Here is a 24,889-nt window from a genome sequence, read left to right as displayed (position 1 = left end):
AGAAATAAAACATGGCGAAAATTATTGCATTTGACGAGGAATCGCGGCGATCTCTAGAAAGGGGTGTTAACGCCCTTGCCGATGCCGTAAAAATCACCTTGGGGCCCAAAGGTCGCAATGTCCTTTTAGAGAAAAAATTTGGCGCACCTCAAATTGTCAACGATGGTATCACTGTTGCCAAGGAAATTGAATTAGAAGATCCTTTGGAAAATACTGGTGCAAGACTCATCCAGGAAGTGGCCTCAAAAACTAAAGATGTCGCTGGGGATGGGACAACCACCGCCACAGTTTTAGCACAAGCCTTGATTCGGGAAGGTTTGAAGAACGTCGCGGCGGGTAGTAACCCAGTTAGCTTAAAGCGCGGGATCGACAAAACTATTGAGGCATTGGTACTAGAAATTGCCAAGATAGCCAAGCCAGTAGAAGGAAGTGCGTTGGCATCGCCCGCCGCAGGCATCGCTCAAGTTGCCACTGTCTCTGCTGGTAACGATGAAGAAGTTGGCCAAATGTTAGCCCAAGCAATGGAAAAAGTCACCAAAGATGGTGTAATTACCGTTGAAGAATCTAAATCTCTCACAACTGAACTAGAAGTAGTTGAGGGGATGCAGATTGACAGGGGTTACATTTCTCCCTACTTTGTCACCAACAATGAGCGGCAAATCGTGGAATTTGAAAACGCCCGGATCTTGGTTACTGACAAAAAAATCAGCAGTATCCAAGATTTAGTGCCGATTTTGGAAAAAGTTGCCCGTTCTGGTCAGCCTTTGCTGATTATTGCTGAAGATGTCGAAGGTGATGCTTTGGCAACTTTGGTAGTTAACAAAGCGCGGGGTGTACTAACCGTGGCTGCAATTAAAGCACCTGGGTTTGGCGATCGCCGCAAAGCTTTGTTAGAAGATATTGCTATTCTCACCGATGGACAGTTGATTTCTGAAGAAATCGGCTTAAGTTTGGATACTGCTGCTCTAGAAGCACTGGGAACTGCCCGCAAAATCACTATCGACAAAGAAAGCACCACAATTGTAGCTGGTAGCGTCACCAAGCCAGAAGTACAAAAACGGATTGGTCAAATTCGCAGACAGTTGGAAGAAACCGATTCTGAATACGATCAAGAAAAACTGCAAGAACGCATCGCCAAGCTCGCTGGCGGCGTAGCAGTGATTAAAGTGGGTGCGGCAACCGAAACCGAACTCAAAGACCGTAAACTGCGAATTGAAGACGCGCTGAACGCTACTAAAGCTGCTGTGGAAGAAGGTATTGTCCCTGGTGGTGGGACAACCTTGATTCACTTAGCTAAGAAGGTAGAAGAGATTAAAAAGACCCTAGAAAATGACGAAGAAAGAATTGGGGCTGATATTGTCGAACGAGCGCTAGAAGCCCCCTTGCGCCAAATAGCAGATAACGCTGGTGCTGAAGGTTCTGTAATTGTCTCTAGAGTCCGTGAGAGCGACATCAACACTGGCTATAACGCCGCTACCGGCGAATTTGAAGACTTGATTGCTGCTGGTATTATTGACCCTGCCAAAGTAGTGCGTTCAGCTTTGCAAAACGCTGGTTCCATTGCTGGTTTGGTCTTAACCACCGAAGCGATCGTTGTTGAAAAGCCGGAGAAGAAATCTGCTGCTGCTGCTCCTGATATGGGCGGCATGGGCGGCATGGGCGGCATGGGTGGCATGGGTGGCATGGGCGGTATGGGCGGTATGGGCGGCATGGGCATGTTCTAACTTCTGCTCACCTAGATAAATATTTTTCAGCAGTTTGTCTTAACTAAGGCAAACTGTTTTTTTATAGCATTGCTGATTCAGAAGCAATATGTTATCTCTATTGCTGGTAACTCACTGAAGCCAAATAAACTTACAACAGTTTTCATGTACTTAAACCACACATATCTTAGGGGCACAGCATTGCTGTGCCCTTAGAACTAAAAATAGCTGTAATTATGAAATTTTTTTCAGTGATTAGTTCTAATTACAACTCACAACCAACAAAATGCTGATAATCAAGTTAGCAACCTAAATAATTACTTAATCTAAAAATTGCCGTATTTGTATTAGTTTTTGTTAAATTAAATTTAACAGATTATTAGCCAATAGTCAATTATTTTTACTAATGACTAATGACAAATAACTAATAACTATTAGGTAATATTGCATGGCACGAAAACTGAGTCGCCTTCCCAAAATCATCACCAAGTCATATGAAGATGAGTTTTATCACCAACCAGGGACTGTACCTGGAACCATTTTTATTGATGCAGATGCTCCACCACCGATAATTTTCTTGATTGACTATAACCAAACCAATTTCATCCGTGAGCAAATAGCAACTCCAGAAGAATCTATTCCATATCTGGAGAGGGAATCGATTTCTTGGGTAGACGTACAAGGTTTAGGCAGTCAAGACATATTACAACGATTAGGTAAGGTTTTTGAGTTACATCCTCTAGTTTTAGAAGATGTAGTCAATGTACCGGAACGCCCTAAAACAGAGGATTATGAAGACCAATTGCTATTCATTGCCCGCATGGTAGTACCAAAGGAAAGAACATGTGGTTTTCACAGCGAGCAAGTGAGTTTGATATTAGGAAAAAGTTATTTGCTGACAGTACAAGAAGAACCAGAACATGATTGCTTTGAAGCGGTGCGATCGCGAATTGAAAAAAACAAAGGGATCATTCGCAAACAGGGAGCCGATTATTTAGCTTATGCTGTGTTAGATGCGATTATTGATGGCTTTTTCCCAGTACTGGAGCTTTATGGAGAGCGAATCGAAGAGTTAGAAGAAGAAGTAATAATTAAACCTACTCCGCAAACACTACAAAATATTTATCAAATTAGGCGAGAATTACTGCAACTGCGTCGTGCTATCTGGCCCCAGCGAGATGCAATTAATTCTTTAATTCGTGATGATCCCGATTTAATTAGTGAAGAAGTACGAATTTACCTACGAGATTGTTATGACCATACGGTGCAAGTGATGGACATGGTGGAAACTTACCGAGAACTAGCATCTGGATTAATGGATGTGTACCTTTCGGCGGTGAGTAATAAAATGAATGAAATCATGAAGGTACTAACAATAGTTTCAACAATTTTTATTCCACTAACTTTTGTGGCTGGAATATATGGTATGAATTTCAATACTGAAAAATCACCATATAATATGCCTGAATTGAATTGGTATTGGGGTTATCCACTTTGCTGGGCAGTGATGTTAGCGATCGCAGTTGGATTACTATTGTTTTTTTGGCAACGAGGCTGGCTGCAAAATTCTGTAACAATCAAGCGTAATTAAAAATATTAGATGGATAATGACTCAAATATACATTTATTAGCACCGGGAGTTAATATTATAAGTTATGAGGAGCAGCGATCAGAATTTAGTAGTTTTAACGATTTATATTATCGGTGTTTCATACGTTTTTAACCGCATGGTTGAATCCATCGATGATCAAATTAAGTTTGAGTTTAAAAAAGGAATCGTTGACGAGCAACTCAAAGAAAACAATCTCGACGACAAAATTGGAATTTCCTTTAAACTCAAATCCTCCTACCCAATTGATGATTTGAAAGATTTAGGAATTAGCATTGAAAATAAATCTGAAAATATTGCTGTATACGTTGATTGGGACAACAGTTCTTTAGTAGTTGAACATAGCAAGCAATCGCGCCGCGTAATTCGGAAATCACCAGACTTAACCCGCGACTTAGCAGTACCCCAAAGTCCTAGCCTGATTGCTCCCAAAAAAACACTTTCTGAAACGGTGACAGCAGAAGATGTATTCGAGCGCGATCAAGTAGCTGGAACCTATTCAGCTAAAAAACCACTAATTGATATCAACGGGCTGCAAAAAGGGCAAAAAAAATTGTACAACGACTTTATGAACAGAAGAAAGGAGTTAGACTTTTCACTGCAACTGGTGCTACGGATATCTGAGGTGCGTTTAGGTCTAGCTCCAGGTCGTGATTTTCCTCCCATTAGCATTATTAATTGTCCTTTTACAGTCAGAAAACTACCTTGGACTTACGCTCTACCTTGGAATAAAAAAAAGTAATGCCATGTCAACATACTACGTCAACCAAAGATTACACTGGATCTAAGGAGAGAGTAGGCGCAGGCGGTTGCAGATCAGTCATAGTTACTGGTTTGAGGAAAGTCCGGACTCCCGAAAGACCAAACTTGCTGGATAACGTCCAGTGCGAGCGATCGTGAGGATAGTGCCACAGAAAGATACCGCCAAAAAAGTTAGGAGTTAGAAGTTAGGAGTTAGGAATTATTAACTTTTAACTCATCACTCATAACTCTTAACTAAATTTGGTAAGGGTGCAAAGGTGCGGTAAGAGCGCACCAGCAGTATCGAGAGGTGCTGGCTCGGTAAACCCCGGTTGGGAGCAAGGCGATAGGAACTACGGTTGGTCTTTTACCAGTTCCGCTCAATGAGAGCCGCTAGAGGCGTTTGGTAACAAGCGTCCCAGATAGATAACTGCCCTCGCAAGAGAACAGAACCCGGCTTATGTCCTGCTCTCTCCCCCCTTTTTAGTGCTGAGTGCTGAGTGCTGAGTGCTGAGTTAGGAGTTAGGAGTCAGAAGTTAGTATTTTTCCCCTGCTCCCCCTGCCTCCCCTGCCCCCTGCCCCCTGCCCCCTGCTCCCTGCCCCCTGCCCCTTGTCACGTAATGCCCCTTGCCTATCCACGCCGTCAACGGCAACTCGAAAGTTTAGTCCAAAAATTAGGTTTGTCGCTAGAAGCACCTATAAAGTGGGAATTGCTAGATTTAGCGCTAACTCATCCCACTGTCTCTGAGTCGGCAAATTATGAACAACTAGAGTTTGTTGGCGATGCAGTGGTGCGGCTGGTGTCGGCTGTTGTGTTATGGGAAAATTATCCTGATTGTCCAGTAGGGGATTTTGCGGCAATTCGTTCGGTGTTGGTGAGCGATCGCATCCTCGCTCAATTAGCAAGAGTTTATGGTTTGGAGTTATACTTACTAGTCGCTGGTAGTGCTACTGCTGATAAAGTTGGTCAAGAGTCACGATTAGCAGATGCCTTTGAAGCAGTTCTGGGTGCGCTTTACTTAAGTACTCAAAATCTGGAACTGATCCGCTCTTGGCTAGATCCCCACTTTCAACAACTAACAACAGAAATTCGCCTCGATCCTGCCAGACTTAATTACAAAGCTGCTCTCCAAGAATGGACTCAGGCACAATTTAAAGTTTTACCAGAGTATCGGGTTGTGGAAGTCACTCAACCGCACCGCAATCAAGAACGTTTTGTGGCTGAAGTTTGGCTACACGGAAACAAGTTAGGAGAAGGTAAAGGGCGATCAATCAAAACTGCTGAACAAGCCGCAGCTAAAGTAGCCTTTTTAGCAATTCCTAACCCGCAAATACCCTAAACCAAAAATAGTGCTGGTCAGTGGTCATTTGTCCCTAGTCCCTTGCATACTAATGACTAATGACTAATGACTAATGACTAATGACAAACCAAATTAAAATTGCTGTCATCGGAGTTGGGCGTTGGGGAGTGCATTTGCTGCGGAATTTCTTAGCACATCCTCAAGTAGATGTAGTTGCTGTAATAGACCCCCATCCAGAACGATTAGCGGCGATAAAACAGCAGTTTAATTTAGATGATAATGTAGTCTTAACAACTCAATGGGAAGATTTAAAGAAAGTTCCAGGGTTGACAGGGGTGGCGATCGCAACTCCAGCTACCACTCACTACGTTTTAATTAAAGACGCTCTCCAACAGGGATACCATGTTTTAGCTGAAAAACCTCTAACTCTCAACCCAGGAGAATGTCGGGAACTTTGCCAGTTAGCAGAGCAGCATCATTTAATACTCATGGTTGACCATACTTATTTATTTCACCCAGCAGTTGAGCGAGGAAAAACTGTAGTACAAGCGGGGAAATTAGGTGATTTACGCTATGGCTACGCGACGCGCACCCATTTGGGGCCTGTTCGGCAAGATGTTGATGCGCTGTGGGACTTAGCTATTCACGATATTGCTATCTTTAACGCTTGGCTGGGACAGACCCCTGTGAAAGTACAAGCAACGGGTACGGTGTGGCTACAGGGAGAGGGGAGTAGGGAGTGGGGAGCAGGGAGTAGGGAAATGACCCACTCCCCATCTCAAGGATTAGCTGACCTAGTATGGCTAACACTGACATATCCAGATAACTTTCAAGCTTATATTCACTTATGCTGGCTAAATCCTGATAAGCAGCGACGGCTGGCGATTGTAGGTAACCTTGGTAGTTTGATTTTTGATGAAATGTCGCAATCATCACCTCTCACCCTACTACATGGTGAGTTTGAACAGCAGGGGAATCAATTTATTCCTCTAAATCAAAAGCAGGTGATGCTGGAATTAGAGCCAGGGGAACCATTGGGGCGAGTTTGCTCCTGCTTTGTTGTCTCTGTTCTTAACAATACTCCCTCAGAGGTTTCGTCTGGCTGGGTAGGCGCACAGTTAGTAGAAATTCTTGCTGCTTTAACAGTATCTCTTAAGCAAGGCGGCCAACCTGTTTTTTTGAATGATAAGGAGCAAAAGTAACAAATGACAGATGACTCGACCAGTGTTCATGATCCATTCAAACAGTTCGAGCGTGACAGATTTTCTCTCGTAGCCCAAAAATATGATGAAGCGATCGCTACTGTAACTTCTCAGGTGGATGAAGCCATATTGGATGCTGTAGGAGCATCTGGTTTGAGGTTGCTCGATGTAGCTTGCGGGACTGGCTGGCTTAGTGCCGCAGCATTAAAGCGGGAGGCCATAGTAACAGGATTGGACTATGCAGAGAATATGGTGGCTATTGCCAGAGTGCGATGCCCTCAAGCATCATTTTATAACGGAGATGCTGAGAACCTTCCTTTTGAGTCGGGCCAGTTTGAGGCGGTTGTTTGTAGCTTGAGCATCCTCCATTTCCCCAACCCAGAAAGAGCGATCGCTGAATCCTTTCGCGTACTCAAACCGGGAGGGCGATATGCCTTTACCTGTTGGACACCGCCAACGTGCAATCCGTTTATGGCTCTTATACTGGGTTCGGTGCAGACTTATGGCAACATGGATCTGGATCTACCTTCGGGGCCGCCTTTGTTCCGCTTCGGCGAAAGAGGCGAATGTGAAAGGGTCTTGAGCGCCGAGGGATTCACTGAGGTGTCTGTCACTGAATTGCCTATAAAGTGGACTTTCTCTACACCTAAATAGCGTGGGAAAGGTGGTAGCCACGAAGTAGGTAGTTCAAGAAAATAAATGAATTGAACTACCTACGTTATTTATATCGTGGCGGAAACCTGACTCATGCGGATTTATCCGCAGTGGTTATTTGTAGTGATGTGGGTCATTAATGTATTTCTCAATAATTGCAGATGAAATTTTTCCCGTTGAATCGTAGTAATACGAGTGAGTCCACAAAGTAGGAAGTTTAAGTAATTGTGGAAACTCTTGTCTTAAATATCTGGATGAGCGACCTTTGAAAGCTTTAACAATTGAATTAATTGGTGTGCTGGGGTCATATTCCACCAAAGCATGAACATGGTCAGGTGCAATCTCTAAGCATTTAATTATCCATCCTTTTTCATTTGCAACCTCAGTCATTATTTGGCTAAGACGAAATTTAATGTCTCCAACTAAAACGGGTTTTCTTCTCTTGGGTATCCAGATTAAATGCACAGTAGCAGACCCTACCGAATGATTGTTATGCCTGTACTCCCTGCTAGATTTTTTCATCACCTTACATGATTGTGTTGACAGATATATTACAACAGTGTATTGTATATAGCAATGAGCCTTATACAAAATTTAGGAGGTGATAAAACAGTGGCTAAGAGCAAAACTCCATCTTTCGTAACTACAATTTCATTAGTGGTTGACAGCAAGCAAGAATCAGAATTATTAGCTAGGTTTCAAGCGAGTAGACAGCTATACAATGCTTGTCTAAATGAAGCGGTGACTAGGATGGAGTTAGTTAAAAATTCTGATATTTATCAAGCAGCTAGAAAGTTACCTAGAGAGCAAAAGAAACAACGTTCTAATATGTTCTCTGAAGCTAGAAAGTTGTATAGATATTCGGATTATGAATTACAAGCTTATGCCACGTTAGTTAGTAATAAATCAAAATGGATTGCTGATAAAATAGACTCAAACACTCAGCAGACGATAGCCACTCGCGCTTTTAGGGCTAGTGAAAAAGTTTTGTTTGGACTAGCCAAAAAAGTTAGATTTAAAACTTCTAATAGATTCAGGTCTGTTGAAGGTAAGACTAACAAACAAGGGTTGCGCTGGAAAGATAATCAAGTAGTTTGGGGAAAACTTAGACTCAACTCTATTATTGATAAATTTAATCCAGTAATACAGCATGGGTTAAATTCACCTGTTAAATACATTCGTCTGTTATGGAAAGAGATTAATGGTAAACGTCGCTGGTTTATCCAGATAATAAACGAGGGGATACCACATCAAAAGCCACAAAATTATGTTTTAGAAGGTACTATTGGTTTAGACCTTAATATCTCCAACATCGCTTTTGTAAGTGACAATCAAGCGGGACTGTTGCCCTTTGCTGATAAAGTCCCTAACTTCCAGAAGGAGATAACGAGACTACAACAAAAAATGCAACGTTCCCAACGTGCTAATAATCCTGACAATTATGAGCCAGATTTCTTAGCTAAAAAGGGACGCAAAATAGTTACCAAAAAAGGCAAAGTCAAAAAGGGTAATCGCAGGTGGAACAAGTCTAAATCCTACAAAAAGGTTGCTCAAAAGAAGCGTGAACTAGAAAGACGTAAAACTTCTTATGCCAAGTCTCAAAACCGTAAAGTAGTTAATGAGGTTTTAAGGCATGGCAGCATAATTAAAACGGAAAAAGTCTCAGTCAAAGGATGGCAGAAACGCTACGGTAAGGCTATTTCTGCTAAATCACCTGGATTTGTACAATCTGAATTGAAACGCAAGGCTGAAAGTGCTGGTGGTCAATTCATAACTTTTTCTACTCAGAAAACTGCACTCTCTCAAACTCATTTAGATGGTAGTCGTATCAAAAAATCGCTATCCCAACGGGTTCATAGAGATGTGACAGGAGTTGTTATGCACCGTGATATTTTTAGTGCATTTCTGAGTAGATACGTTAATGAGGATCAGTTGTCATTGCAGGATGCTCAATATGAGTATCCAAGGTTGGAGTCAATCTTAAAGTCGGCATGGCAGCAATATCGAATAAACTGCGAACAAGTAAGCGCGTCTGAAAGTAGGTTATCTCATTTACCCTCAGAGCAGTTCGACTTACAAGGCAAAAGTGATAACCAGATAGCGGTAAAGCGCGAAAAGTTATCATAACCTTTGCCCGAATCCGCGTCACTTTAGTGCGCGGGTGCGATTCGTTCACTCGAAATGAATAGAAATATTCAGGGATGAGTGACATTTGAGAGATAACCCCATTGGGTTGAGTTCGCACTTTAATCTCTCTCAGATGATAACTGAATAACCATGAGGGTGACTCCAAAAGAAATTAAGGAGAAGTCCCTCTCCGTAGGTGCAACGGTAACAGCATCATCCCTACGGTAGCGACTAGCCATCAATCCGTAAAGCGGGATGAAAAGGAGGAACAACTGGCAGCCTAAGCTGGTTCCCTTTCGAGCATGAACCCATGAATAGCAAAAGCAAAGATGCGCCGAACCATCGTAATAAAGAACCAGCGAAATAAGGCTTAATGCGTTGGAGCCAAAAGGTAAGGGATAAAGGGCTGGCAGTTCCTCGCCTGACCAGTTGCACTCCTAATAAACCCGGTGGATAGCATCATTCTAAAGGTTCTAACAATGGTTATTCGGAACGAAGTAACCTTTCGTTTGCTCTCAGTAAGGTCGATAACCGAGTAGGTGCTAACCGTATGCAACGAGAGTAAAGATTTAGTCAGAAGCGAACGCTCTGTTGTAATGACAGAGATATGCTGACGGACTTACGGTGATTTGGAGTGTAAAGTTATGAGTAGCAATGCAAAAGTCTAATACACGACAAATTGCTCCTAAACCTAACAAAAACGGTTTTCTTCCCCTGAAGACTAACCCAATTAGAACGGTTTTGAGTAATGAATCGATGGTGGAATGGAAACACATCAACTGGCGTAAGTTGGAAAGACGTGTTTTTAAGTTGCAAAAACGAATTTACAAAGCATCTCGTCGTGGTGATGTCAAAGCATTTCGCAGACTCCAGAGGACGTTGATGAATTCCTGGGCAGCAAAGTGTCTATCGGTTCGTCGGGTTACACAAGATAACCAGGGCAAAAAGACAGCAGGGGTGGACGGTGTTAAATCACTATCCCCAGAAGCTCGTTTGATACTGGTTACAAAAATAAAACCTAAGTCAAAGGTGAAACCGACACGACGGGTTTGGATTCCCAAACCAGGAACGGATGAGAAACGACCTTTGGGTATTCCCGTAATGAACGACCGAGCCTTGCAAGCGCTGTTCAAACTGGCATTAGAGCCGGAATGGGAAGCACGATTTGAGCCTAACTCATACGGGTTCAGACCTGGGCGCTCATGTCATGATGCAAGAGAGGCAATATTCCAAGCAATTGTGCAGAAAAGTAAATTTGTGCTTGATGCCGACATTGCAAAATGCTTCGACCGCATCGACCATGAAGCACTGCTAAGAAAATTAAATACATCTCCCACCATCCGCCGACAAATTCGAGCATGGTTAAAAGCGGGGGTAATGGATGGTAAGCAGTTGTTTCCAACATCTGAGGGTACGCCACAGGGTGGGGTAATCTCTCCGCTACTAGCTAACATCGCCCTTCACGGGATGGAAGAACGGATAAATAAGGCATTCCCAGAAATGTCTCAAACCATGAGGGAAACTTGGTATCACAAAAAAGGTACAAAGTTCAGAAGCCCTCAAGTTATCCGATATGCCGATGACTTTGTGATTCTCCACAAAGACATAACCGTTGTCCAAAGATGCAGGGAGATAATCTCTGAATGGTTAATAGACATGGGTCTGGAATTGAAGCTTTCTAAAACACGTCTAACCCACACTTTAAATAAGTATGGGTCAGAAAAACCAGGTTTTAACTTCCTTGGTTTTAACATAAGACAGTGGAAAGTGGGTAAATACCACTCAAAACAAGGCTTCAAGACAATCATCACCCCAAGCAAGGAAAAGCAAAAGATACATTACGACCGAATAGCAAGTATCATCGATGACCATAAAGCAGCGCCACAAATGGCGTTAATCAGCCGACTAAATCCGGTAATAACAGGATGGTCTAACTACTATTCAACATCAGTAAGCAAGGTTATCTTTGCTGACCTAGATAATCTCATGTATCCAAAGCTAAAGGCTTGGGCGCAACACCGCCACCCCAAGAAATCCAGGGGATGGGTAACAAAGAAATATTGGCAAACCATAGGTGGTGATAATTGGGTATTCGCAACCAGGCAAGAGGGTAAAAACCCGTTGCGGTTACGGTCACACGCGGAAACAAAAATTATTCGGCATGTGAAAGTTAAAGGCGAAGCTAGTCCTTATGATGGCAACCTAATTTACTGGAGTTCAAGAATGGGAGAACACCCAGAAACGACTACGAGAGTAGCAACACTCTTAAAGAAACAAAAAGGGAAGTGTACCCACTGCCGAATGTACTTTCGAGAGGAAGATGTACTGGAGATTGACCACAAAATCCCCAAAAGTTTGGGAGGTAAAGACGATTATAAAAATCTCCAGATATTACACAGACACTGCCACGATGAAAAGACAACTGTAGATGGTTCAGTTGTGAAGTACGCATGATAAGCGCCGATTCATTGAGGAGCCGGATGAGGTGAAAGTCTCACGTCCGGTTTTGAAGACCAACGGGGTTGGTGACAACCTCGTTGAGTTTACTAGTGGCTCAACTGAAGATGTGATGGCAAAGGTTGTTGTGAGTACGGCGCGTCTCGGCACGATATTAGCAATGCAAACCCTTGAGCAACGGCGCAATATTGAGAATGCTATTATCGACGGAGCATCAAAGTATGCCACGGACAATGGTGTGGAAATTCCCGCTTCTGTGGTGCTAGCTGTAGGTTACAAACCATGAGCTAGAACAAATCTTGTTAAATAATTACCTCTTTAAAAGAATATCCGCACAAACTCCCCCTTTTGGAAGACTTACCAAGAGAGTTTGCTGCGGCGAAAGACTAATCTCGTAAGTCTCGTTCCCAAGTAACACCTGGAACTTCGAGGACTTCTCTTTGTCTACATCTGCTTTTACAGATTTGTTACTACTCAAGGAAGGACTTCTCTCAGACTCCTGTAGGCTAGGGTAGTGGCCTACTTTTGCCGCATCATTCATAGAGGAAAATCCAAGATCCCCTACATTTTCTTCTTTCTTTGCAGTAGGTAACAGCGAGATATCAATCAAAGGTAAGGTAATTTTCAACGTCGTACCTTGATGAAGTCCCGTACTTTCAAGAGTAATGCTGCCTCCCATGAGTTCGATTAAGTTCCGTGAAATTGCTAGTCCCAGTCCAGTCCCTTCAAACTGGCGGCTGGTTGTGCCATTCACCATCACAAAGGGGCGAAATAGTTTGTGCTGTTGAGTGGGATCAATCCCTATACCTGTATCTTTAACTATTACCACCACTTGAGATTTACCATTACTATGTTGAATTTCTGTAGCAATGGTGATGCTTCCTGCGTCAGTAAACTTAGTGGCGTTGCCGATAACATTAATCAGCACTTGCTTCAGTTTTGCTGCATCTGCTTTAATTGGTATTGCTTGAGAATCTAACTCGCATTTTAATTGCAAGCCCTTTTGTTGAACATTAACTGATTGTAAATTAATCACCTCTAACAATATTTGTCGGAGATCAAGAGGTGTGGTGACTACAGAAAGCTTACCTGCTTCGATTTTAGAAATGTCGAGTAAATCATTAATAATATTTAGCAAATGAAGCGTTGTTTCATCGGCACGTTTGAGAAACTCCATTTCTTCTTCCCGGCTATCACATAACCCCTCTTCAACCAGGCGAATGCAGTTAATAATAGTATGTAATGGGTTTCTCAATTCATGGGAAGTCGTAGCCAAAAACTGGCTTTTAATCTGGTTAGCATTTTTTGCTTCTTTCCAAGCTATTTCCAGTTCTTCTGAGCCAGCTTTGAGCCGTTCTACCATTTGGTCTAATGCTTGGGCCAGTTGATTGAATTCCCGGATTTGAAAATTGTGCGGAACTGGTTGTGCGGCGTGGTGAGAGTGAATATTTAGAGCGTAGTCTCGCAATTCTTCTACAGGACGTGCCAAGTAAGGAGCTAGATATAAAGATGCTAACAAACTTGCACCAATCAAACCAACTGTCAAAACGATGAGAATGAGTTTGATTTCCTCTAAACCAAAAAGTGCATTCTCAACACTAGTAACAGCTAAGACTATCCATTTTTGCTGTTGCTGTTGGGTAAGTGGATTTGCAATAGCCGTATAACCAGCTACTAATTCGTTCCCCTGTGTAAAAGACAAATTTATCGAATTGTTTTGCCCTGCAATGGCATGTTTAATTATGCTCTTGAGTTGAGAAGCATTTGGGTGCTGATTAATATTAGTTCCCACCCAGTCTGTGAATGGGTGTGCCAAAATTGTGCCATCTTCAGCAATCACTACCATAGCGCCTGTGAGTGATCCCGGCGGATTTCTAGTTTTTTGGTACAATGCAGACTGAATACTTAAGCTGTAAACCAAATTTTTTCGGCTATCGAAGACTGGCGCAGATAACACTACTTGCAATTGATTTTGTGTGTTTCTTTTTCCAGTTATTCCTGCCTTTGGCGGAAAGATTGCTTTGACATCAATTCCGTCGCTAGGCAAAGGTAATGTTAACTCTCCAATTGCTTGATCCCCACAACTACTAGCAACTATTTTCTGGCTTAACAGATTCGTTAATTGAATGCATTCAATACTGGCTGGAAGTTGTTGCTTTAGCTGCGTGAGAATTTCTTGCTCTTGTATTGGCGCCGACGGAATAACCGTTGTTTTACTTACAGTCAGCAAATTAGCTTTTAAGATAGCGATCGCATCTCTAATTCTCTCCCCTTTACTGATAGCGCTTTCTGTTAAATTTTGACGCGCAGTTCCCAATATGCTAGAACGTGCCTTATTCAAGGCAATAATCTGGCCTATAAGTAAAACTGGAACGAACAGAAGCAGTATTCTCGTTACTAAAATTCGACGAAAGGAAGATTGGCGGTAATTAGTCATCGAGTGTCTCACTTTGCATCTGCAAACCACAACAGCAAAGATATGTAATTAGATGAGCTAGATGAGACATTTTATTAAATAATCAGAATTTTATTTTCAATGTTTAAAATTAACAAATTGCTATGATTCAAAAAGAAACGTGGTATACCAAAATTAAGATATGCTAGATTCAGAAGCTGTTTGTGTTGCATATAAATACAGTAGTGAAGTTGTAAAAGAGTAGGTTGTAGGCATGGATTTTTTTTGGAAATCTACACACTAGCAAAGAAAATATTCAAATTCTCAAATCAATTTAATGTTGCAACATCGTCCTCACACTACAGTTGTTTTAGCAATGAGTGCAGATGGTAAAATAGGAGACTTTAGGCGATCGCCTGCTCGGTTTGGCTCAAGGGTTGATAAAGCACACTTAGAAAAACAAATCGCTGCCTGTGATGCGGTTTTATTCGGTGCTGGCACTCTCCGGGCCTACGGAACAACACTTACTATATCAGATCCAACTCTAGTGCAACTTCGGGCGCAAGAAGGGAAGTCTCCGCAGCCAGTTCATATAGTGACTACACACTCTGCAAACTTTCATCCGGAAATTAAGTTTTTTAAGCAACCAGTTAGACGCTGGCTACTCACGACAACAACAGGAGCAGCTTCATGGAAAGAACGTTTAAGGACGCTTCCCTCAATGGGAACTAGATCAAAGGAATGTCCTCCAAAATTTGAGCAAATTCTGGTTTTTGAAACACCAACGCGAGAAATAGACATTTCCGCAGCTTTAAAGTATCTAGCCACTTTACATATAACACGCTTGGCGGTTTTGGGTGGAGGTGAATTAGTCGCTTCCTTGCTGAGATTAAATTTAATTGATGAATTATGGCTGACTGTTTGTCCGTTGATTTTAGGTGGTAATACCGCACCCACTCCCGTAGATGGGAAAGGATTTTTACCTGATTTAGCTCCCAAGCTGCAACTGCTAGAAGTTCATACAGTTGAGCAAGAAGTGTTTTTGCACTATCGCCTGCAACAACCAGCAGATTAGATTACGCTAAATAAGGGATTGGGGATTGGGGATTGGGGGTTGGGTACTGGGTATTTTCCTTATCCTCCTACTCCCTAGTCCGCAGTCCCCTAGTCCCTAGTCCCCAGTCCCCCAGTCCCTAATCCCTAGTCCCCAGTCCCCCAGTCCCCCAGTCCCCCAGTCCCCCAGTCCCTAATCCCTAGTCCCCAGTCCCTAAAAAGTGGAACAACTTAAGCCTCGCTATTCTGTCATTTGGACGAACAAAATTGCTGAAGTACCCCAAAATGCCTGGAATGCTTTGGCAATGCCACTCAAAACACCGTTTTTAGAATGGGAGTGGCTAAACAATATTGAAACCTCTCATAGTGCTACGGCTAAAACTGGTTGGTTGCCTAATCACTTAACATTGTGGCGAGATAGAACGCTGATTGCTGCTGCGCCACTTTATCTTAAAGGACATAGTTCTGGTGAATTTGTTTTCGATCACCAATGGGCAGAGTTAGCCGATCGCATCGGAGTTCAATATTACCCAAAATTGCTGGGAATGACACCATTTACCCCAGCAGAAGGCTATCGCTTCTTAATTGCGCCAGGAGAAGATGAAGACGAAATCACCGCGCTAATGGTGCATGAAATTGACACTTTTTGCGCCAAAAATCGAATTTCTGGGTGTCATTTTCTCTACGTTGATCCCCAATGGCGGCCGATGCTGGAACGGCATGGTTTTACAACTTGGCTGCACCACAGCTACGTGTGGGAAAATGCTGGGTTTAAAACTTTTGATGACTATTTGAAGGTTTTCAACGCTAATCAACGCCGCAACATCAAGCGGGAACGCAAAGCAGTGGAAAAAGCCGGTTTACGATTACAACCTCTAAGCGGGGATCAAATTCCTCAGTCTTTGTTTCCCTTGATGTACCAGTTCTATGCTGACACCTGTGATAAGTTTGGCTGGTGGGGTAGCAAGTATCTCACACGGAGGTTTTTTGAGCAGCTACACGCCGATTATCGCCATCGAGTCTTGTTTATCGCTGCATATAGTGAGCAAGATAACTCTCATCCTTTAGGCATGTCTTTTTGTTTGTTTAAAGGTGACAAACTCTATGGACGCTATTGGGGAAGTTTTCAAGAAATAGATTGCTTACATTTTGATGCTTGCTATTATGCGCCGATTGAGTGGGCGATCGCTAACGGTATCCAAATTTTTGACCCTGGCGCAGGTGGGCGACACAAAAAACGCCGTGGTTTCCCTGCTATGCCCAATCACAGCCTGCACCGCTTTTATAATAATCGTTTAGGACAAATTATTCGTCCCTATATTAAGGAAGTGAATCAACTCGAACAGCAGCAGATTGAGGCAATTAATGCAGAGTTGCCATTTAGTGAGAAAAATGCTTAAGGAAAAGGAACTACTTTCGTAACATCACTGCGTAAGTCCTAATAAGTTTAGGAAAGTATTTATGAATCGTGATGAGTTGATTAGAAGATATGCTGCTGGAGAACGTAACTTCGCTCTAGTTAAATTTTCCGATCCTGCCTTGGACGGGATTGACCTGAGTGGCACTGACTTGACTGGGAATAATATGGAGGAGTTCTATCTTGCTCGTGCTATTTTGAAGGCAGTTAGTTTAGTTAATGCCAGATTGTTTGAAGTTTGTCTGAATAGTGCCGATTTGACTGAAGCCGATCTTAGAGGAGCAGACTTGCGACGTGCCAGTATCAATGTTGCTAACTTGACTTATGCCGACCTTAGAGGAGCGAGATTTCACAACACTAGCTTCTATAAGGCTAATTTAACAGGGGCTAACTTGAGCGGAACTGATTTAGGGGGATGCGACTTCTGGGAAGCTAACTTGACTGGAGCCAATTTGGAAGGATCTAGTCTGCATCGCACTAATTTTCGTAACACCATTATGCCAGATGGCACTATTCGGAATAGTTGAGTCTAATTCTCTAATTTTCTTTTAAGTAAAAGCGATCAAAAATATCTGAAAGATATCAAGAAGACTAAGGAAGATAGGAATTACACTTGATATAGAGTGTAAAAACCCTGAAAAAAGAAAATTTCTTTTTATAATGCTTATGGATTTAATAGTTGAAGATTTAGCCGCAATTGATGATAAACTTTCCCAGCGTCATATTGACCTCGATCCCGGTGGATATTTCATTATTTACTTAGATCGAGACGCAGGATTAATTTATGCCAAGCATTTTACAAATGTAATTGACGATCGCGGTTTAGCTGTCGATCCCGAAACGGGAAAGGTAATTCCAGCGCGACAAAAGGTAGAACGAACTCATACTACAGTTTTTAGCGCGAGGACGGCTAAAGAACTTTGCGTGAAAATCTTTGAGGAAACTCAGCCCTCTCCTGTAACTCAATTAGATCATGCAGCTTACTTAGGCCGAGAATTTGTCCGGGCTGAGATGGCTTTAGTTACAGAGCAAGAGTATGTTCAAGATTAAAGTTAGGAGTGAGGAGTTAAAAGTTAAGAGTTAAAAGCTAAGAGTTAGAAATTTATAACTCCAAACTCCCCACTCCAAACTCCTAACTCTTCCATTACCCATTCGATGATGGCTGATTTATCTGATAGATATAGTAAGTCGCCATTGGGATAACGGTGGCGGCAATTAACAATCCTACTACCCAAGCCGTAGCGTTACCTTGGTTGGTTTCTTCTGCTTTCTTGAATGTGCCTTCTACCTGTACATTGTCAGCAATTTGGGGTGGCCCTGGATCGGGTTTGCCGGAGAGAACAGCAACAAGGCGATCGCTTGCATCTAGAAATGCCTGATTGTATTTGTTACCATCGCGTAACGGCACACTGACTGTTTCCGTAGCTATACTCTCGGCTATAGAGTCAGTAAGCATTGGCTTGACTTGATCCCCAGTTATAATGGCAGTACCATTAGTAACCGTATCAATAACCAATAAGGTTTCATTAGCTTGGGCTTCTTTTGTGGGAAACCATTTTTCAAACAGTTCTTTGGTGAAGCTTTCTGGTGTTTCCCCATAATCGAGGCGACGAACAGTAACTATTCTAACTTCCTTACCTGTTTGCTTTGCCAAATCCTCGAAAGCGCTGTTAATCTTACCTTCATTCAGACGGCTAATAACTTCACCCTGATCTAAAACCCAGGTGTTATTCCCTGCTGTGAGGTTGGGTATTTGATTCACACCTGTAGCAAAAGCAGGTACGGCAAACAGCGAGGCTGCTAAAATAACCGTCACCAAAGGCAGAATTAGCCGGATGAGGTGTTTTTGACTATTAAATACTTGTTTGAAAAGCTGTTTCATCGTATGAATCCTAAGACAGACTTGCACCCAAAATACTACAGAACCACTGCAAAAATCACCTCGTTCACGGTTTTCTCCAGTATCAAGTTTCTGCTACTGCCAGCAAAGATATATTTTACGGGATTTTTTGATTGCACAAACTTGTTCTGAGGGCGGTTGCAAGCATTAAATTGACAAGAAATACCGCCCATTTTGGGAATTAACCCAAAAACTTAGGGCGGAATTTGCAAACCATCTAAAGATGATATCGTATGATCAATATTTTTGGCAGAATTAAGCATATTTTTTCATATCTGCAAGTAGCTTTTCTTGCTGTACCCATTGAAGGGTTGATATCTGCATTTTTCGGATATTTTAGCTAAATTTATATCTATAGGACTTACGCAAAAATTGCTAAAAAGCTTAATTTCTCGAACCGCCAAGACGCCAAGAGCGCCGAGAATTCGTAGAGTGTGCGTAAGTCCTAATCTATATAATATATTGGACTAATATTTGATTTCTGAAAAAGCTCGGTAAAACCCTAATTCCCTACTCCCCACTCCCCACTCCCCACCTACAAAGATAATTTCAAAAATCAAATACGATTCCTATATACATGACCATAATTTTAACTAACGACGACGGCATTGATGCCCCCGGTATCCGAGCGCTCCTGAAAGCTGTAAACGGCAAAAATGCTATTATCGCTGCTCCTGCTGATCATCAATCTGGCTGTGGACATCAAGTTACCACCACTCGTGCCATCAACCTCCAGCGACGTTCTGAGACTGAGTATGCGATCGCAGGCACTCCCGCCGATTGTGTAAGAATTGCCCTAACACAAATTCCGGCAGATGTCAAATTTGTAGTTTCAGGTATCAACGCTGGGGGCAACTTGGGAGTAGATTCCTACATTTCTGGCACAGTGGCTGCTGTGCGGGAAGCCGCAATGCACGGTATTCCTGGAATTGCCATTTCTCAATATCGCAAAGCCAAGCAGAATTTTGATTGGGATATGGCTGCCAAATTCACAGTTGAAGTAATAGAAGACTTACTCCAGCGTCCCCTAGAACCGGGAAGCTTTTGGAATGTGAACTTGCCCCATCTGCAACCAGGAGAACCAGATCCGACTATGGTGTTTTGCCAACCCTGTAACAAACCTTTGCCTGTAAACTATCGAATTGAAGGCGATAATTTTTATTATGTAGGCGAATATAGTAAACGCGATCGCACTCCTGGTAGCGATGTAGATGTATGTTTTTCCGGCAATATTGCGGTAACTCAGTTAAGGGTTTAACGATTGAATCCAGAATCCAAAATTGGTATTAGTCATCCTAAAGCTTCAATTCAAGACATATTTCAAAGTTTTGAAATTTGGTAAAGTTTCAGTAGCACTGAACACTAATTTCAAAAAAAGCAGAAAAATATGCAGTTTCTCAAAATTGTTATTGTCGCTTTCGTGTTGATGGTAAACCTGTTAATTGCTCAACCCTCTTGGGCGGGCAAGGATTTTACTAAGGGGGCAGACTATGCTGAGGTAACTCAGGCACTTAATCAACTTCTAACTGTAAAAGATACACCTGAGCAAACCGGTTATACACCTGAGCAATTCCAGCAGCGACTAGCACAATTGCAGTTTCAGAAAAATATCATAGAAACAGCTAGAAAGCGGGCGCAGTGCCGCAATGAAACAGGAAAAACCTTGGCTGTCTATGCTAATAAACCAAAAAAATCTCCAACCCAACTCTACTTCCTGGGCGCAGGAACAATCACAGATGATGATTGGGATTGTGATGGCATTTACTTACCCGCAGGTTCTCAAGTGGTTCTAGGGCCGAACGCTCAACCACAACAACTAACCCAAGCAATCGCCGTTAAGTTTGTGGATGGTACACAATCTATTGCAAGAACTAATCCAGCCACTGGTGCAATTGAATTGAATGTTGAACCTGCCAAAGTATTCAAGGCGGGTGAGAGCAGCTGGTTACTTCCCAATTTCTCTCAAGCAGATATTGATACGCAAATTCCTACCCCACAACTCATTGACTAATATAGGAATCCGGTTTGATTTCTGAAAATATACGTAGGATGTGTTAGCACGGAGAGTACGGCATCAAACTGGGAGCATCCCAATTTTGCCAAAAGGTACGGGATTGACACAAAAACCCTGTACAAACCTCTTTCCTTGGCGCTCTTGGCGTCCTTGGCGGTTCGTTATTTCATTATTGTTCTAAGCCAAAATCCCGTATAAAAAGAAACTTGCACATTTGGGATGCTCCCATCAAACTCGTGTTCATAGTGCGTTACGAACTCCGTTCTAACACACTCTACAATACTTAATTTCGTTCAAAAATCAAATAGTAATCCTATATCATCTAGATAATTCAACTTTTATGCAATTACCGCATAAAAGTTGAATTAAACCAAATTCTAAAGGTTATTTGATAAATTATGTGAACCAACAAAAAAAGAAGTTAGAAAAGGAAGGAGTTAGAGTTTTACTAGAAGCAGATTTATTAAGTAATTTAAACAAATTTTTTGTAGATATTAAAGATTATCAATAGAAAGATGACACTATATATTTAGAATAAAGATTACTGAATTTTTCATAATACTTGTAAGGTTTGGTAAAAAAATGCTTCCTTTAATCAAGATAATCCCTGATTTTTTATTTGTTTAGATGTAGCTTCCATAAAGTCGATAAAGACTTTTATCAGCTTATGAATTCCCTCGCTACCTCCTGCAATTAAACCTCCTGTCAGTAATGCATCTAAACAACGGAAAATAACTACTTGTATTGGATTATCTAAATCAATAACTACAAGTGGCTCGATTGAACGAATACCTATTGCACTCATTAAAAGACCGAATAAAAGAGATGTCCATAGAGCAATTATTCGTGTATCAGATTTATATGCTGCTTTCTGGCGCTCTTTTTCATTTATATCATCAATTTGCGGCTTGAATATTTTTAACGGTTCTTGTTGGCTTTGTGTAAAGTTTTGGATGATTTGCTGCTCTAAACTCATTCCTTCAGGTGGGAGTCCACTGATTTGATTGGATTCTAAAGAAGAGAATTGATTCTGTTGTACTTCCATAAGTCTTATCTTTTCCGACAATAGAGCCTTTTTTTGCTGAATACTAATATCTAATTGTTCAACGAATGGGCCCCGCCAAGTAGTTATAAAAACTTCTAAAGAACGCTCTAACAACAAAGAAATAAATAATTGTAAAGTAAGTAGCTGGATAATATCATTAAGACCAAATGGTTTTAAAACGAATGGTTTAGATGATAACCAAGTTGACAAAGTTACTACTAGAAAACTAATAATAATTAATACAATAAATAGAGGAGATTCTGGAGAAAGCTTTAACAAAGTATCTATACTCCTGTTTCGCGTCGCAATATCTAACACAGCCTGGAGGTGAAAACTACACCTGCTGAGTAACTTAACAACGTTAATTTGATAGAACAGTAAATAATTTATTACCCAACCATTTTTTTCATCTGGGTAATATAGTCTTCTCTGCGAGATGCTACGCGAACAACGGGCTACGCCTACACACCTTGGCAGAGTAAAAGGTATTGCTATACAAGCATTCCAGAAGTAAACGCTAGGCTTGAACACACTATGCGAAGCCGGACAAGGGGCGATCGCGTTAAATATGAAAAGGTGCGACGCTAGAACAAACAGCAAGCGTAGTACTAACTAAAAACCCCTCCAAGGTTGAAGGGGTTAAAGTAATTTTTGGTAATGGAACGGTGATTAGGGAAAGACGGCAGCTTTTCCTTCTTTGTGAAGTATTTTCTTATCAAAGCAACGAGATGAGAGTAAAGCATTTTATAAATCCGTTACGAACCTTTGCAACGCTGTACTTAGTAAGATAAATTATTAGTGTTGCTGAATGATGTCAGCTGCCACTCTACGGCATTTAAGTAACCTATATCGTTCAAAGCTTGTGCTGGTAACTTTTTAGCGTTGACAGCAGCCTTAACCACATCTTGTGCAGTCAGGCTTCCTGTTCGGTATTGAGAAACCAAAGCACTACCACTAGGAATACCCTGTACTTTCAAGTTACCTTGATAAGCTAGAAATGCAGCATCAAAGGGTTTGAGGTAGCTGACGTTCGTAAAATGAGTGAGTAAATTATTAGAGTTGATAGCTATAGGTTCGCCACTATTGTTAGTAGTTATTTGAGAGCCACCGATTCCAGGTAATAAAGCAATTGAACCAACAATGAGTATAGAATCAATCAAGGTGGAGAATTTCATAGGGTTATCCTTAGCTAGAGTAAAGTGCAATTAGTGTTATTGAGTAATAGAGTCTTATTTTTTATCAGTCTCAACTTCCTGCACTCAGGTCACCTGAGCGGTTGGTTTATTCCTCACCCAAATGGGTGAGCTAATAAGTGCAAGAACTAAAAAAATAAATCGAGAGCAAAGTTCAAGACAAACTTGAACAGATATATATTTAACTGAGGCAATCTAAAAATTTATGCAATCGCTGTTACTCAGTTGTAGGGGTAGCAAGGAAAGTAGGGGAAGTAAGGGAAGTAGGGAAGGCAGGGCAAACGCATCTAAAGTATAAGAATCTTTTAATAGCAAAGGTTTCGGCGTTTTTTAATTGAGCCTATTTTTTCGTCAAGATCCTTATGCAGCAGGGGTTTTAGAAATCCCGTGCCTTTGCCCTGGTATTAGGGTTAGACCAACCCAGGGATTGTATTTCTGTACTATACCCTTGAATAGCAGATTTATTGGTTAACTATGATTCAATCTATTTGTATATTCGGATTTACCGAACATATAAATTAGAGTAAACCGTAACTTTTTTCATGTATAACTTGGGGCGGTAATCATCAATTAGTTGGTGTTAATAACCGAATTTACGGTAGGTTTAACTTTACATAATATAAATATGTAAGCACCAATTGAAGTGCGAAGCTTTAAGCTTTTCGATCTGTACCGAGCTTTTTCAGAATCAAATATTAGTCCTATATATATGTAATGGTGTGCATGGGTAACAGAACCCAAGGGTGCTGGGCTACATCTAGCCACTTCTTAACCTTTAAATAAGTAAAGCTAATAACGTATATCAGGTTTACTGAAGTAATAAAACTTGATTAAAAATTGTAAAGCATTGTAAAGTAGTTTCACAGGCAAAGACTTTACCGCCTGATTCATAAACAACTAACCGCACTTATAAAACCATGACAGCAACCTTACAACAGCGCTCAAGCGCCAACGTATGGGATAGATTCTGTGAGTGGATCACCAGCACCAACAACCGGATTTACATCGGTTGGTTCGGCGTAGTAATGATCCCCACCCTACTAGCCGCCACCGCTTGCTTCGTAATCGCCTTCATCGCCGCACCTCCAGTAGACATCGATGGTATCCGTGAGCCAGTAGCAGGTTCCTTAATCTACGGAAACAACATCATCTCTGGTGCAGTAGTACCTTCCTCCAACGCCATCGGTTTACACTTCTACCCAATTTGGGAAGCAGCATCTCTAGATGAGTGGTTATACAACGGTGGCCCTTACCAATTGGTAATATTCCACTTCTTGATCGGCGTATTCTGCTACCTGGGTCGTGAATGGGAACTATCCTACCGCTTAGGTATGCGTCCTTGGATTGCGATCGCATATTCTGCTCCAGTAGCAGCAGCAACAGCAGTATTCCTCGTATACCCAATCGGACAAGGTTCATTCTCTGACGGTATGCCTTTAGGTATCTCCGGAACCTTCAACTTCATGATCGTGTTCCAAGCAGAACACAACATCTTGATGCACCCCTTCCACCAACTAGGTGTAGCAGGTGTATTCGGTGGTTCACTGTTCTCTGCAATGCACGGATCTCTTGTAACTTCTTCACTAGTTCGTGAAACCACCGAAACCGAGTCACAAAACTACGGTTACAAATTCGGTCAAGAAGAAGAAACCTACAACATCGTTGCAGCCCACGGCTACTTCGGTCGTCTAATCTTCCAATACGCTTCATTCAACAACAGCCGTTCACTGCACTTCTTCTTAGCAGCATGGCCTGTAATCGGCATCTGGTTCACCGCCTTGGGTGTAAGCACAATGGCGTTCAACTTGAACGGTTTCAACTTCAACCAATCAATCATTGATTCAAGCGGTCGCGTGATCAGCACTTGGGCTGATGTAATCAACCGGGCTAACTTGGGTATGGAAGTAATGCACGAGCGTAACGCTCACAACTTCCCCTTAGATTTGGCTGCTGGTGATGTTGCTCCTGTAGCAATGAGCGCTCCTGCTATCAACGGTTAATTCTGAAGTTTAACTAAATCTTAAAGCGCTCTCCCAAATTGGGAGGGCGCTTTTAATTTAAGTTAGTAACAGATACTG

General features: G+C 41.9%; 21 protein-coding genes and 1 other RNA gene. 17 read left to right on the top strand and 5 right to left on the bottom strand.

Annotation, left to right across the window (positions count from 1 at the left end):
* Positions 1-11: 11 nt before the first annotated feature.
* The 7 genes from groL to CDC33_RS06850 all read left to right on the top strand — a co-directional run bounded on the left by groL (position 12) and on the right by CDC33_RS06850 (position 7,210).
* On the top strand, positions 12-1,724 hold the full coding sequence (groL, locus tag CDC33_RS06880; protein ID WP_109007855.1) for a chaperonin GroEL: 1,713 nt from the start codon (positions 12-14) through the stop codon (positions 1,722-1,724).
* Between the two features lie 427 nt (positions 1,725-2,151).
* On the top strand, positions 2,152-3,294 hold the full coding sequence (gene corA, locus CDC33_RS06875) for a magnesium/cobalt transporter CorA (RefSeq protein WP_109007854.1): 1,143 nt from the start codon (positions 2,152-2,154) through the stop codon (positions 3,292-3,294).
* Between the two features lie 64 nt (positions 3,295-3,358).
* Positions 3,359-4,054, top strand: a complete 696-nt coding sequence (locus CDC33_RS06870) for a hypothetical protein (RefSeq protein WP_109007853.1) — start codon at positions 3,359-3,361, stop codon at positions 4,052-4,054.
* Between the two features lie 50 nt (positions 4,055-4,104).
* An RNA gene (gene rnpB, locus CDC33_RS06865) (RNase P RNA component class A) lies at positions 4,105-4,529 on the top strand.
* A gap of 144 nt (positions 4,530-4,673) precedes the next feature.
* Complete coding sequence (gene rnc, locus CDC33_RS06860) at positions 4,674-5,393, top strand: ribonuclease III (RefSeq protein ID WP_109007852.1); 720 nt, start codon at positions 4,674-4,676, stop codon at positions 5,391-5,393.
* An 80-nt stretch (positions 5,394-5,473) separates the two neighbouring features.
* Positions 5,474-6,556, top strand: a complete 1,083-nt coding sequence (locus CDC33_RS06855) for a Gfo/Idh/MocA family protein (protein WP_181373913.1) — start codon at positions 5,474-5,476, stop codon at positions 6,554-6,556.
* Positions 6,557-6,559: 3 nt separating this feature from the next.
* Positions 6,560-7,210 carry a class I SAM-dependent methyltransferase gene (locus tag CDC33_RS06850; protein WP_109007851.1) on the top strand — a complete coding sequence of 217 codons (651 nt, stop codon included), beginning with the start codon at positions 6,560-6,562 and terminating at the stop codon, positions 7,208-7,210.
* A 114-nt stretch (positions 7,211-7,324) separates the two neighbouring features.
* Here CDC33_RS06850 and tnpA read toward each other — a convergent pair whose 3' ends face one another.
* The gene (tnpA, locus tag CDC33_RS06845; RefSeq protein ID WP_109007850.1) at positions 7,325-7,732 is read right to left on the bottom strand and encodes an IS200/IS605 family transposase; all 408 of its coding nucleotides are present in this window, start codon (positions 7,730-7,732) and stop codon (positions 7,325-7,327) included.
* A gap of 54 nt (positions 7,733-7,786) precedes the next feature.
* Between tnpA and CDC33_RS06840 the strand changes: the two genes are divergently transcribed.
* The 3 genes from CDC33_RS06840 to CDC33_RS06830 all read left to right on the top strand — a co-directional run bounded on the left by CDC33_RS06840 (position 7,787) and on the right by CDC33_RS06830 (position 12,080).
* On the top strand, positions 7,787-9,337 hold the full coding sequence (locus CDC33_RS06840; RefSeq protein ID WP_244919159.1) for a transposase: 1,551 nt from the start codon (positions 7,787-7,789) through the stop codon (positions 9,335-9,337).
* Positions 9,338-9,991: 654 nt separating this feature from the next.
* Complete coding sequence (ltrA, locus tag CDC33_RS06835; protein WP_219930000.1) at positions 9,992-11,791, top strand: group II intron reverse transcriptase/maturase; 1,800 nt, start codon at positions 9,992-9,994, stop codon at positions 11,789-11,791.
* A gap of 31 nt (positions 11,792-11,822) precedes the next feature.
* Positions 11,823-12,080, top strand: coding sequence for a hypothetical protein (locus CDC33_RS06830; protein ID WP_146195785.1), 258 nt, complete (start codon positions 11,823-11,825; stop codon positions 12,078-12,080).
* A 24-nt stretch (positions 12,081-12,104) separates the two neighbouring features.
* Here the strand turns inward: CDC33_RS06830 and CDC33_RS06825 are convergent, their stop codons facing one another.
* Positions 12,105-14,231 carry an ATP-binding protein gene (locus CDC33_RS06825; protein WP_109007848.1) on the bottom strand — a complete coding sequence of 709 codons (2,127 nt, stop codon included), beginning with the start codon at positions 14,229-14,231 and terminating at the stop codon, positions 12,105-12,107.
* A gap of 295 nt (positions 14,232-14,526) precedes the next feature.
* Between CDC33_RS06825 and CDC33_RS06820 the strand changes: the two genes are divergently transcribed.
* The 4 genes from CDC33_RS06820 (at position 14,527) to CDC33_RS06805 (ending at position 17,709) form a co-directional block, all read left to right on the top strand.
* Positions 14,527-15,264, top strand: a complete 738-nt coding sequence (locus CDC33_RS06820) for a RibD family protein (RefSeq protein ID WP_109007847.1) — start codon at positions 14,527-14,529, stop codon at positions 15,262-15,264.
* Between the two features lie 199 nt (positions 15,265-15,463).
* The gene (locus CDC33_RS06815; protein ID WP_109007846.1) at positions 15,464-16,642 is read left to right on the top strand and encodes a GNAT family N-acetyltransferase; all 1,179 of its coding nucleotides are present in this window, start codon (positions 15,464-15,466) and stop codon (positions 16,640-16,642) included.
* Positions 16,643-16,703: 61 nt separating this feature from the next.
* Positions 16,704-17,186 (top strand): pentapeptide repeat-containing protein, encoded by a 483-nt coding sequence (locus tag CDC33_RS06810; protein WP_109007845.1) that lies wholly within the window; start codon positions 16,704-16,706, stop codon positions 17,184-17,186.
* Between the two features lie 139 nt (positions 17,187-17,325).
* Positions 17,326-17,709 carry a DUF4346 domain-containing protein gene (locus CDC33_RS06805; RefSeq protein WP_109007844.1) on the top strand — a complete coding sequence of 128 codons (384 nt, stop codon included), beginning with the start codon at positions 17,326-17,328 and terminating at the stop codon, positions 17,707-17,709.
* Positions 17,710-17,803: 94 nt separating this feature from the next.
* Here CDC33_RS06805 and psb32 read toward each other — a convergent pair whose 3' ends face one another.
* On the bottom strand, positions 17,804-18,541 hold the full coding sequence (gene psb32 / locus CDC33_RS06800) for a photosystem II repair protein Psb32 (protein ID WP_109007843.1): 738 nt from the start codon (positions 18,539-18,541) through the stop codon (positions 17,804-17,806).
* Between the two features lie 595 nt (positions 18,542-19,136).
* Here psb32 and surE point away from each other — a divergent pair.
* Both surE and CDC33_RS06790 read left to right on the top strand, forming a co-directional pair.
* A complete protein-coding gene (gene surE / locus CDC33_RS06795) occupies positions 19,137-19,817 on the top strand; it encodes a 5'/3'-nucleotidase SurE (protein ID WP_109007842.1) in 681 nt (226 codons plus the stop codon).
* A gap of 129 nt (positions 19,818-19,946) precedes the next feature.
* Entirely contained in the window at positions 19,947-20,570 is a 624-nt protein-coding gene (locus CDC33_RS06790; RefSeq protein ID WP_109007841.1) for a hypothetical protein, read from the top strand.
* A 598-nt stretch (positions 20,571-21,168) separates the two neighbouring features.
* Here the strand turns inward: CDC33_RS06790 and CDC33_RS06785 are convergent.
* Complete coding sequence (locus tag CDC33_RS06785) at positions 21,169-21,897, bottom strand: hypothetical protein (RefSeq protein ID WP_109012473.1); 729 nt, start codon at positions 21,895-21,897, stop codon at positions 21,169-21,171.
* A gap of 500 nt (positions 21,898-22,397) precedes the next feature.
* A complete protein-coding gene (locus CDC33_RS06780; protein WP_109007840.1) occupies positions 22,398-22,793 on the bottom strand; it encodes a hypothetical protein in 396 nt (131 codons plus the stop codon).
* A gap of 935 nt (positions 22,794-23,728) precedes the next feature.
* On the opposite strand from CDC33_RS06780, the gene psbA reads away from it, so the two are divergent.
* Complete coding sequence (gene psbA / locus CDC33_RS06775) at positions 23,729-24,811, top strand: photosystem II q(b) protein (protein WP_109007839.1); 1,083 nt, start codon at positions 23,729-23,731, stop codon at positions 24,809-24,811.
* Positions 24,812-24,889: the final 78 nt, after the last annotated feature.

It is taken from the genome of Nostoc commune NIES-4072 (assembly GCF_003113895.1).
In the GTDB taxonomy this organism is placed as follows: Bacteria; Cyanobacteriota; Cyanobacteriia; order Cyanobacteriales; family Nostocaceae; genus Nostoc; species Nostoc commune.
Note: the sequence above shows the minus strand (reverse complement) of the source record. Positions and strands in the feature narration are given on the sequence as shown.

Excerpts from the sequence above, each read along its gene's own strand:
- surE (WP_109007842.1), top strand. The coding sequence starts at position 19,137 with ATGACCATAATTTTAACTAACGACGACGGCATTGATGCCCCCGGTATC.
- rnc (WP_109007852.1), top strand. The coding sequence starts at position 4,674 with ATGCCCCTTGCCTATCCACGCCGTCAACGGCAACTCGAAAGTTTAGTC.
- CDC33_RS06850 (WP_109007851.1), top strand. The coding sequence starts at position 6,560 with ATGACAGATGACTCGACCAGTGTTCATGATCCATTCAAACAGTTCGAG.
- CDC33_RS06790 (WP_109007841.1), top strand. The coding sequence starts at position 19,947 with ATGCAGTTTCTCAAAATTGTTATTGTCGCTTTCGTGTTGATGGTAAAC.
- CDC33_RS06870 (WP_109007853.1), top strand. The coding sequence starts at position 3,359 with ATGAGGAGCAGCGATCAGAATTTAGTAGTTTTAACGATTTATATTATC.
- psbA (WP_109007839.1), top strand. The coding sequence starts at position 23,729 with ATGACAGCAACCTTACAACAGCGCTCAAGCGCCAACGTATGGGATAGA.
- ltrA (WP_219930000.1), top strand. The coding sequence starts at position 9,992 with ATGCAAAAGTCTAATACACGACAAATTGCTCCTAAACCTAACAAAAAC.
- CDC33_RS06840 (WP_244919159.1), top strand. The coding sequence starts at position 7,787 with ATGAGCCTTATACAAAATTTAGGAGGTGATAAAACAGTGGCTAAGAGC.
- psb32 (WP_109007843.1), bottom strand. The coding sequence starts at position 18,541 with ATGAAACAGCTTTTCAAACAAGTATTTAATAGTCAAAAACACCTCATC.
- CDC33_RS06855 (WP_181373913.1), top strand. The coding sequence starts at position 5,474 with ATGACAAACCAAATTAAAATTGCTGTCATCGGAGTTGGGCGTTGGGGA.
- groL (WP_109007855.1), top strand. The coding sequence starts at position 12 with ATGGCGAAAATTATTGCATTTGACGAGGAATCGCGGCGATCTCTAGAA.
- tnpA (WP_109007850.1), bottom strand. The coding sequence starts at position 7,732 with ATGAAAAAATCTAGCAGGGAGTACAGGCATAACAATCATTCGGTAGGG.
- corA (WP_109007854.1), top strand. The coding sequence starts at position 2,152 with ATGGCACGAAAACTGAGTCGCCTTCCCAAAATCATCACCAAGTCATAT.
- CDC33_RS06825 (WP_109007848.1), bottom strand. The coding sequence starts at position 14,231 with ATGACTAATTACCGCCAATCTTCCTTTCGTCGAATTTTAGTAACGAGA.
- CDC33_RS06805 (WP_109007844.1), top strand. The coding sequence starts at position 17,326 with ATGGATTTAATAGTTGAAGATTTAGCCGCAATTGATGATAAACTTTCC.
- CDC33_RS06810 (WP_109007845.1), top strand. The coding sequence starts at position 16,704 with ATGAATCGTGATGAGTTGATTAGAAGATATGCTGCTGGAGAACGTAAC.
- CDC33_RS06780 (WP_109007840.1), bottom strand. The coding sequence starts at position 22,793 with ATGAAATTCTCCACCTTGATTGATTCTATACTCATTGTTGGTTCAATT.
- CDC33_RS06820 (WP_109007847.1), top strand. The coding sequence starts at position 14,527 with ATGTTGCAACATCGTCCTCACACTACAGTTGTTTTAGCAATGAGTGCA.